General features: G+C 56.4%; 12 protein-coding genes. 7 read left to right on the top strand and 5 right to left on the bottom strand.

Annotated features, from left to right (window positions below; genetic code table 11):
* The first annotated feature begins 110 nt into the window (after window positions 1-110).
* The gene (locus tag EV668_RS00435) at window positions 111-611 is read left to right on the top strand and encodes a TIR domain-containing protein (RefSeq protein WP_133767911.1); all 501 of its coding nucleotides are present in this window, start codon (window positions 111-113) and stop codon (window positions 609-611) included.
* The gene (locus EV668_RS00430) at window positions 611-1489 is read left to right on the top strand and encodes a macro domain-containing protein (protein ID WP_133767910.1); all 879 of its coding nucleotides are present in this window, start codon (window positions 611-613) and stop codon (window positions 1487-1489) included. The genes EV668_RS00435 and EV668_RS00430 overlap by 1 nt, the downstream gene beginning before the upstream one ends.
* A 16-nt stretch (window positions 1490-1505) precedes the next feature.
* Here the strand turns inward: EV668_RS00430 and EV668_RS00425 are convergent, their stop codons facing one another.
* Both EV668_RS00425 and EV668_RS00420 read right to left on the bottom strand, forming a co-directional pair.
* Complete coding sequence (locus EV668_RS00425; RefSeq protein WP_133767909.1) at window positions 1506-2003, bottom strand: hypothetical protein; 498 nt, start codon at window positions 2001-2003, stop codon at window positions 1506-1508.
* 396 nt (window positions 2004-2399) lie between these two features.
* A complete protein-coding gene (locus tag EV668_RS00420; RefSeq protein ID WP_133767908.1) occupies window positions 2400-2651 on the bottom strand; it encodes a helix-turn-helix domain-containing protein in 252 nt (83 codons plus the stop codon).
* 167 nt (window positions 2652-2818) lie between these two features.
* Between EV668_RS00420 and EV668_RS00415 the strand changes: the two genes are divergently transcribed.
* Together EV668_RS00415 and EV668_RS00410 are read left to right on the top strand one after the other, a co-directional pair.
* Window positions 2819-3112, top strand: a complete 294-nt coding sequence (locus EV668_RS00415; protein ID WP_133767907.1) for a hypothetical protein — start codon at window positions 2819-2821, stop codon at window positions 3110-3112.
* Window positions 3113-3603: 491 nt separating this feature from the next.
* Window positions 3604-4314, top strand: a complete 711-nt coding sequence (locus EV668_RS00410; RefSeq protein WP_342636810.1) for a recombinase family protein — start codon at window positions 3604-3606, stop codon at window positions 4312-4314.
* A gap of 361 nt (window positions 4315-4675) precedes the next feature.
* On the opposite strand, the gene EV668_RS25695 is transcribed toward EV668_RS00410, so the two are convergent.
* From EV668_RS25695 to EV668_RS00395, 3 genes are all read right to left on the bottom strand, one after another.
* Window positions 4676-4921, bottom strand: coding sequence for a helix-turn-helix domain-containing protein (locus EV668_RS25695; protein ID WP_425359577.1), 246 nt, complete (start codon window positions 4919-4921; stop codon window positions 4676-4678).
* Between the two features lie 85 nt (window positions 4922-5006).
* Window positions 5007-5624, bottom strand: coding sequence for a hypothetical protein (locus EV668_RS00400; RefSeq protein WP_133767904.1), 618 nt, complete (start codon window positions 5622-5624; stop codon window positions 5007-5009).
* 38 nt (window positions 5625-5662) lie between these two features.
* On the bottom strand, window positions 5663-6247 hold the full coding sequence (locus EV668_RS00395) for a hypothetical protein (protein WP_133767903.1): 585 nt from the start codon (window positions 6245-6247) through the stop codon (window positions 5663-5665).
* Window positions 6248-6842: 595 nt separating this feature from the next.
* Here EV668_RS00395 and EV668_RS00390 point away from each other — a divergent pair.
* The 3 genes from EV668_RS00390 to EV668_RS24625 all read left to right on the top strand — a co-directional run bounded on the left by EV668_RS00390 (window position 6843) and on the right by EV668_RS24625 (window position 8160).
* Complete coding sequence (locus EV668_RS00390) at window positions 6843-7487, top strand: nucleotide-binding protein (protein ID WP_133767902.1); 645 nt, start codon at window positions 6843-6845, stop codon at window positions 7485-7487.
* Window positions 7484-7765 carry a hypothetical protein gene (locus EV668_RS00385; RefSeq protein ID WP_133767901.1) on the top strand — a complete coding sequence of 94 codons (282 nt, stop codon included), beginning with the start codon at window positions 7484-7486 and terminating at the stop codon, window positions 7763-7765. The genes EV668_RS00390 and EV668_RS00385 overlap by 4 nt, the downstream gene beginning before the upstream one ends.
* 239 nt (window positions 7766-8004) lie before the next feature.
* Complete coding sequence (locus tag EV668_RS24625) at window positions 8005-8160, top strand: hypothetical protein (RefSeq protein WP_166652290.1); 156 nt, start codon at window positions 8005-8007, stop codon at window positions 8158-8160.
* The last annotated feature ends 68 nt before the right edge of the window (window positions 8161-8228 follow it).

The raw sequence follows: 8228 nt of genomic DNA, 5'->3' as shown, positions 1-8228 counted from the left end.
TTCGTGTCCGCCGTCGCCCTCGCCTAATGCAGACAGCCGGGGAAACCGGGGGCACCTTCTGTTGCTCGTGAACCCTCTCGGTCTTAGGCTGGCCCTTAGGGGGATCAAGTATGTCCTATCGCAACAAGACGTATATCTGCTTTGATGGCCATGAAGATATGCATTATTACCGTCTTATGACGGCATGGAAGGCCCACGACGGCAATACGTTCAACTTCCATGATGCACACGACCTCAATTCAGCCCGCGACACCAGCACCGAGGAAAGCATCAAGCGTCAGCTACGTGTCCGGTTTGCAAACTCAAAGCTACTTATCGTGCTGATCGGCGAGAAAACAAAGAACCTCTATCGCTTTGTGCGCTGGGAGATGGAGGTTGCGCTCAATCTCGGCCTTCCCATCATCGGCATAAATCTGAATGGCTCACGAAAGCGAGACGGGCTCTGCCCACCGATCATAAGAGATGAGCTGGTCATATACACTACCTTCAACCCGAAGATCATCGAGCACGCCATGGCTAATTGGCCGGATCAGCACGATGATCTGAAGCGCAAAGGTATCGTTGATTTTTATCATTACACTGACGAAACCTATAAGGGGTTCGGGCTCTGATGCGCTATTGGTGGGATGCAGTCCGCACGTTCTCATATTGGCGATACGCCTTATTCTCAGGCGAAGCCATAGCCAAGCTTTTTGGCGCGCTTGGTGTCCTCTATTTGCTCGTGGATATTGCTGACGCATTCAAGGTCTATACGAAAGATAAGCATAGCCAATACGGCCTTATCTTGATGCTCGTGCCTGCATTGCTCTTCGTGCTCTTCACGCGGCGGCCGGTGTCCAGAGTGCGATACAAGGTTCCCAAGAAAGACTTCACCTATGAGGTCAAAATCGGCGACCTGTTCAAGCAGCCGGGGGAGATCGTCATAAGCTCTAGCACAACGTTCGATACGGACATGAGCAGCGGGTTGATCTCGACAGCGAGCCTTCAGGGGCAAGTCGCCACGTTGTTTTTCAATGGTCAGACCGTGGAAATCGACAGGCAGATAGAAGCTTCGCTGGCTCGGGATCAGTACGAGATCAACGAGGAGCGGCCGGGAAAGAAGAAGCAGTATCCGCTCGGAACGGTTGCCCGTGTTTCCGCGCACGGTCGCAACTTCTATTTTGTCGCCATGTCGCACATGAACCCCAACGGGACGGCCTACTCCGATCCGCGCATGATGGAGCAGGCGCTACAGAACCTATGGCAGAATATGATCTTGAAGGCTGAGCACGGCCCTATGGTCATGCCTTTGATGGGCACAGGCCGGGGCCGCGTTGCGATGCCCCGGCATAAGGTCATAGAGCGGATCGCTCAATCGTTCGCAGACGCCACGCAGCAAGCAGCTTTCTCTAATAAGCTTACAATCATGATCCGCCCCGAGGACGCATCTCGGTTCTCGATCAATCTATTCCAAGTTCGAGACTACCTCACCCGAAGCTTGGACGTGTAAGCTTTGTTGACTGTCCTCAAGTTCGGGGTAGAGGCTGCCCATTCCGCTCGGCGAGGTCCCTGATCTCTTTGTAAAAGGCTCGCATCATATCGCGCTTCAAGCCATAGTATTGCATCATGTCGTGAATTACGTACCGTAAAGACGGTATCTCAAGCGAATTAGCGATCAGACCGGCATAATAGTCATCCCACATATCCTTGAAGTGCTCTTGGCCCGGCCGTTTGGTCTGATACCACTCAGCGTAGCAGAAGATCCAATAATCTTGCAGGCGCTTGTAGTCGGGCGACCCTCTGGGAGGCATAAAATTAGCCTCTAGAAGGCGAGGCGGGAATCGTCCGGCTATACCGCTGTATTCATTCTGAAATTGAGAGAATAAGGCGGCTTTTTGGTTTTGCGTGTTTAGATTATAGGAAAGATAAGTGACGTAGGCATTCACGCCCGCGACGACGGCAGCCAATATGGCAACGCCGATCGCGACCCACTTACTGCAATCGATCCCGCTCTTCTCGGCCATCTCTCGGTCGCTCCCCCTTTCCCTTCCTGACCCAAAAGCCAAGCTTGAGGCTAGGTCAACGTGTGCGAGCGAACTTTCAGTCTGGGGCGTCCCTCACAAGGCGGATCACGGTATCGATATGCGGGCTCGTGTGTCTGGTTGACCATGCGAAGGCCCCCGCGTCCAAACGAGAACGGCCCCGCTCTCGCGAGGCCGTTCGTGAAATTTGGCCCGGGGCGTTGCCTTGCCCCGGGTGGTTGCGATCCCGTCTTTTGCGCCTTTGTTAGAGGCAACGGGCGGCCACAACGCAAACCGCTATGCTGCTCCGTTTCCGATGAAGCCTAGGAAGCGGATATTACCAGCGCCTGACCTGCCTGCAAGGCCGGCACCGCTCAAGCATGTTTCATAAATCAACATTTATGCACCAAGGCTGACCTGCCTGTAGATGGATTCATCGTCCTCAGGCCTCTCGAAGAAGGCCGGTAGCGGGATCTGTAGGGCTACCGAAAGGTGCCACATGGTGATCACAGTCGGATTTCGCCGGCCGCCCTCGAGGCCGCTGATGTAAGCTCGATCGACGCCCATCCTCTCCGCAACGGCCTCCTGAGACAGACCGGCCTGAAGGCGATAGCGCCGCGCGTTGAGCCCGATGATCCTCCTAACGTCCATGACGCTCTAAAAGGAGCGCGGTGCATTGCCGTGCTACGCATTATAGTGCACATTCTGGTCAGCCCGCGGCGCCATAAGACCTATAGTAAATCGGCGGAAGCCGGCCCATATTTAAATTTTGACGAAAACACACAACTACGCACAAAGGACAAAACATGAGAATATACTTGATCGCGTCGCTGTTCTTTGTTGTCGCAACGTCTGCGCATGGTAAAGAAATACGCGATCTGGACGACAAAGATAAAGGCCATCTTGCCTTTCTAGCTCAGATTGCCTGCATGTCCGAGCCTGCCAGCAACCTCATTGAGAAATATAAAGACAAATTAGATGTGCTTACGCTGGAACGTATGGAAGCATTCAATTCAATCAGAGAACGCAGGATGGGGATGGCAGAAAATTGCCAGGAATATTTTGTTGAAGGCATTATTGCATCAAAGCCATTCAGCAAATTCAAAAACTAATTCACGATTACAACATGACCTTGAGAAACGAATAATGGCAATTCGGCTCAATACACTATCCGCATTGCTTGTGTCGTCGCGTGTATCGTCACCGGCGCAGCCTGTCGGACGTTTACTACCTGCCGCTACCACAAAGCGGATACGACGCCCTAAAATTTCGGTCTCCAGTCGATATAGACATTGGCTCGCTTCAAACCGCAAAAATAGAGGCTGGAAAGCACCTTATCGCCGACCGCCTCCTCAATGGTAGAAAGGTGTATTGCGGTCTCGTCTATATCGAGAATGGGCAGGCCACCCCGTTAATGTGTTTCGCCTTCGAAAGCGACACGCTGATATTCGCTCCCGGCGAGGTGGCAGAGCGAAGAAAAGCCCTTTCGCCGGGTACCGTCGAACTCACGAAGGCGCCAACTTAATTTCAATCCGCTAGGCTTGCAAACGTTTGCAAGCTTTGTCAGGGTCCGTTTTATCGGTAGCAACCCTCGTTGCTACAAATGGAACGATCCATGCCTCCCCGCCGCTTCGTCGCCTACTACCGAGTCTCGACCGTCCGACAGGGCCGATCGGGCCTCGGCCTCGAGGCGCAGAAAGTCGCCGTCCTCGCCTACCTGAACGGCGGCAGCTGGGACCTCATCGGGGAGTTCACCGAGATCGAGAGCGGCAAGCGCAATGACCGCACTCAGCTTGCGGCCGCGCTCGCCGCCTGCCGGCTTCGGCGAGCAACCCTTGTCATCGCCAAGCTGGATCGCCTCGCCCGCAATGTCGCCTTCGTCTCCGCCCTCCTGGAAAGCGGGGTCGAGTTCGTGGCCGCCGACTTCCCCCAGGCGAACCGTCTCACCATCCACATCCTGGCCGCCGTAGCCGAGCACGAGGCTCGCGCGATCTCAGACCGGACCAAAGCCGCTCTCGCGGCCGCCAAGGCCCGTGGGACGGTCCTAGGCGGCTTCCGGGGTCATATCGCCACCGAAGACGCTCGCGCCCGCTCACTGGCCTCCAGGAAGGCCGCAGCGGACAACCGAGCCTCTGACCTTCGATCCGCGATCCAGGCTATCGAGGAGGAGGGCGCGACATCTCTCCGGCAGATCGCCGAGGGCCTGAATGCCCGAGCCATCTGCGCCCCCAGAGGAGGAGCCTGGTCCCCAAGCCAAGTCCGATCCCTCAAGCTTCGCCTTGAAGGCCCGACCAAAACCGAGGGACTGCACTAGACCCACTACCCTCTCTATATGTCCAGAAAATTTGCAAAATCATATTGCAGTCTATTCGTATATGGGGATTTACCCCTGTAATACACCACATCTAAGTGTCCACGGTAATACATTGTAATACATATAGATATCAACGCGTTACGCGTTCTCAAGATCGAAGAAATCAGGAAATTTTCCGGGGCCGGAAAAGGAGGAGCGTAGCGACGACGCTGAGCTACTATAATATACATATTGCAATAGAAGACACTGATTGTTACAATGCTGCTTCGCAGCATCAAGGCATATTCTCTATAGTCCAGATGGGCCTACGAAAATTTCCCGGAAATGGCCTATTGGTGTTCATAATTATGAACACGTATTCTCACGTAATACCATCTACCAGATCCGACACGGAACGCTCTAGCCCTCTCGCCACGCGCAGGAGAACATCGAGGGTCGGGCTCGAATATCCGTTTTCTAGCTTGCTGAGCTGAGAACGATCGATGCCCGCTAGGGCGGCCAGATCCACCTGCTTCAGGTTGGACCTGCGGCGGAACGATCGCACCCTGCGCCCGACGATCCGCTGCGCTTCCTCCGAGCTAGGCGGGGCTGGCAGAGCGCGCCGCATCGAAGAGAGTGATCGGAGAGCCATCCCGGATCACTCCTTGCATACGTTTGCAAGCACACATAGAGGGCTTTCGCCCATAACATATTCAGATAATGTCATTCATATCATCATTAGCAATAGAATACGTTGTTACATGAGACCACCTAAGCCGAAACTCACGTTTGTTGCTTTTAATCGCGACGAAGTCGCCGCCGAAAAACACAAAATTCCTAGTTATGTTTTGTTCTATTTTTCTGACCTCACCTATGGCCGGTCCTCTAAACCATCCGGGCGCACGCCTCTGTAAATCCTCGCGCTTTCGAATATCAGCGGGGTCGTCGACCATGACGGTCTCTTCAACTGTCGCTACCCAGTTTTCCGGATGAGGACCCTCAAGTCCAGATATTTTCTCCACGGGAAAATATCTGCCGGAGCCGATCACGCGCCGTACCTGTCCATCAATCGATTGAATAAGCTCGGAAGCGTGGTGTTCTTTGCCCAAACGAATAAGTGAATTCAACGCTGAAACGGCCAGTATGCCTCCGCCGACCCACTCGGGCGACCCAAAAAATCCCAAATTTAGTTGACCATCTGCAGACTTTCTCAACTTAGTTTGTAACTCACTGAGTTTTGATATCTCGGCAAGATCAAAGAGCATTACCTCTTCAACCTGAAATGAAGACGAATTTATCATGCTTAGCATGATGGACTGTAAGGAAACCATTACGTGCTCCACGCACTTAAAAGACACTAAGGGGTGTGTCAGTCATCCTGGGCCCTCGCAGCCCTGAAGACGCTTTCCGCACCTCTAGCTACTGTTCTAGCAGCCTCCAACCGGCTCAACGCCATCTCCAAAGCTGTCGAGACCGCAGGTCGGCCGGCCGTTGCCTCTCTCGCCGAGCCTTGCAACTGACCCATAAGCACCACGTATCCGCTTCGCTCTTTGTCTTTGGGCGAGGAGGATTTCGCGGCTGATGCAACCCTGTTCTGGGTGCGCACGGGTACTATTGGACGGCCCTGGAGCGCCCGCCCCTGCCGCCGGACACGCGCCCGCTCGGCCCGAGCATTGGCCGCGGCGAAGAGCGGCCCGAACTCCGCCCCGAACCCAAACGTGATCGGCTTGCGGATCAGGTCGCCGGCAACCGTCATGCGGTGCAAGCTCCCTTTCGGCGGCAGGCCTCGGTTCAGGAATCCGATGGCCTCTAGCGTGTGGATAGCGCCTCGGATGCGAGCCTCCGTCAGGCCGAGGTCGTCACGATCCGCGAGCGCGCGGCGATCGACGGGGAACGGCTGCGCCATCTTCGCCCGGCTGGACCAGAACCGCGCCAGGAAGACGGCGAGCGCCATCGCCGCCTCCCTGTTCTTGTAACCGGCTAGTGAGACCCTGAGCCGATCGGCAACATCGTGCGGGAGGCGGTAGCCCGCCGGCCTCGATCGTGTGTCGCCAGCATCGCGTGTGTTCGGCTGATCCAGCTCGGCCTCCGCTGGGCAGCCGCCTCCGTCCGCCGCAAATAGCGTCGTCATCCCATCATGCCCCGTCTTCGGAACCGCTAGGACTGGGCAAGCCGATCTCATTGCGGGAAATGACTTCCCGCTTGACTCCCGAAGGAGTTTGAGGCGTGATGGGGGTCTGATCGGTCCCCACCACGACCAACGATTTCGACGGCCTCACCCCGGCAAGGGTGGGGCCGTTGGCTTTTCAGGGTCTAGCGGCTCGTGCTGCTGCTCCTAGTCCCGATCGCGAATCGTTCGATTCCCGTACCGGTAGCCGTCTATTGCACGTCCTGAGGGCGATTCTGTCAAACGCGCTACGCTACAGCGCTACCATGTTGAGGCATCGCAGCACTATCATGCTATTACGCCGCCTAGCCCTATCATGCTAACGTGCCACAGTGGCTTAACCTTCTAGCGTCATAATGCTACGGCATCGCAGGTGGACAGCATGAAGATCATTGCCTTCGTGACGCAGAAGGGAGGCGCGGGGAAGACCACCCTAGCAGCATCCATCGCTGTTGCGGCTGCTGAGGCTGGCCACAAGGTAATTGCCCTGGACCTCGACCCACAAGGGTCACTCGCTGCGTGGGGAGAGACACGGGACGCCGAGAAACCTGACGTTGATCGAATCCCCCAAGGCCGCATTTCCGAGCTACCTACGATTCTCGAGGCGCTTCGGCGTGAGGGCTATACCGTCGCGATCCTCGACACTGCCGGCCTTGAAAGCACGAGCGGCAATCTGGCTATGAAGGCAGCGAACTTCGCGCTTATCCCGGCCCGCCCCTCTCGGCTCGACCTTCAGGCAACGATGCCGACGATAGAGACGTTGATGCGGCTGGAAATGCGAGAACGCTTCGCTTTTGTCCTGAACCAGTGCCCTCCTGGACGGAACAGCAGATCCACCGAGGCCGCTGCGGGCCTCGCTGCTTTCGGCGTTCTTGCGGAGCCCACAATCGTTCAACGCGCGGACCACCAGGACGCCATTGCTGCCGGGCAGGGGGTCACGGAATACGCTCCTGAAGGACGGGCGGCTAACGAGGTGCGCCAACTCTGGCGCTGGATCGAACGGAAGCTGAAAGGAAAATCGCAATGAGCAAGCGCCCGTCCGTGATCGAAGGACTCCTTCGCCCCGAACCGTCGCCCCCTAGCGAACCTGCCCCAGCCCCGATGTCGCCAAAGCGGCGTGCCCGGCCGGACATCGTCCATACGAGCATCTACCTGCCGAAGGCTGTTCATCAGCAACTGCGAGAGATCGCGTTTCATACCGACACGAAAATCCACGATCTCATCATGGAAGGCATCGGCGCCGTGCTCGCCACCAACGGCAAGCCCGACATTGAAACGCTAAAGCGTCAAAGCAGCTCAGCATGACAGTGCTACGGCGCCGTAGCGCTTCTAGCCTGCCTTAACCGCCTGCTAGAGGCACTTAGCGCAGCTAGAATCTCCGTTGTGCTCTCGGAGCTATCCTAGTCGCTGAACCGACCCCTCGACCGATTCAGTGTCAGAAACCTCGCTTCGCGAGAAACAACTCCCTCAAAGCTTGCAAACGTATGCAAGCCATTGTCTTGCAGGTTCTTCGCCCGCGTCTTCCAAATGACAGTGTATTTCGCGTGCCTCGACCCGGACGGCCGCCCCTCAGCTATTGGGTCCGGCTCGACCAGCTCGATTTCATCCGGCCGGTCGCGCGCAACGGCGCGCAGACCCTCGCCCTGCCGCTCGGCCGCAGCTGTCACGCCGCGTTCGTGTCCGCCGTCGCCCTCGCCTAATGCAGACAGCCGGGGAAACCGGGGGCACCTTCTGTTGCTCGTGAACCCTCTCGGTCTTAGGCTGGCCC

The organism is Enterovirga rhinocerotis, from assembly GCF_004363955.1.
Classification (GTDB): Bacteria; Pseudomonadota; Alphaproteobacteria; order Rhizobiales; family Beijerinckiaceae; genus Enterovirga; species Enterovirga rhinocerotis.
This window is presented reverse-complemented; position numbering and strand designations above follow the sequence as displayed.

Coding starts and splice junctions, on each gene's coding strand:
- EV668_RS25695 (WP_425359577.1), bottom strand. CDS start 4,921: ATGCGGCGCGCTCTGCCAGCCCCGCCTAGCTCGGAGGAAGCGCAGCGG.
- EV668_RS00425 (WP_133767909.1), bottom strand. CDS start 2,003: ATGGCCGAGAAGAGCGGGATCGATTGCAGTAAGTGGGTCGCGATCGGC.
- EV668_RS00420 (WP_133767908.1), bottom strand. CDS start 2,651: ATGGACGTTAGGAGGATCATCGGGCTCAACGCGCGGCGCTATCGCCTT.
- EV668_RS00435 (WP_133767911.1), top strand. CDS start 111: ATGTCCTATCGCAACAAGACGTATATCTGCTTTGATGGCCATGAAGAT.
- EV668_RS00385 (WP_133767901.1), top strand. CDS start 7,484: ATGAGCAAGCGCCCGTCCGTGATCGAAGGACTCCTTCGCCCCGAACCG.
- EV668_RS00400 (WP_133767904.1), bottom strand. CDS start 5,624: ATGGTTTCCTTACAGTCCATCATGCTAAGCATGATAAATTCGTCTTCA.
- EV668_RS00390 (WP_133767902.1), top strand. CDS start 6,843: ATGAAGATCATTGCCTTCGTGACGCAGAAGGGAGGCGCGGGGAAGACC.
- EV668_RS00410 (WP_342636810.1), top strand. CDS start 3,604: ATGGAACGATCCATGCCTCCCCGCCGCTTCGTCGCCTACTACCGAGTC.
- EV668_RS00395 (WP_133767903.1), bottom strand. CDS start 6,247: ATGGCGCTCGCCGTCTTCCTGGCGCGGTTCTGGTCCAGCCGGGCGAAG.
- EV668_RS00430 (WP_133767910.1), top strand. CDS start 611: ATGCGCTATTGGTGGGATGCAGTCCGCACGTTCTCATATTGGCGATAC.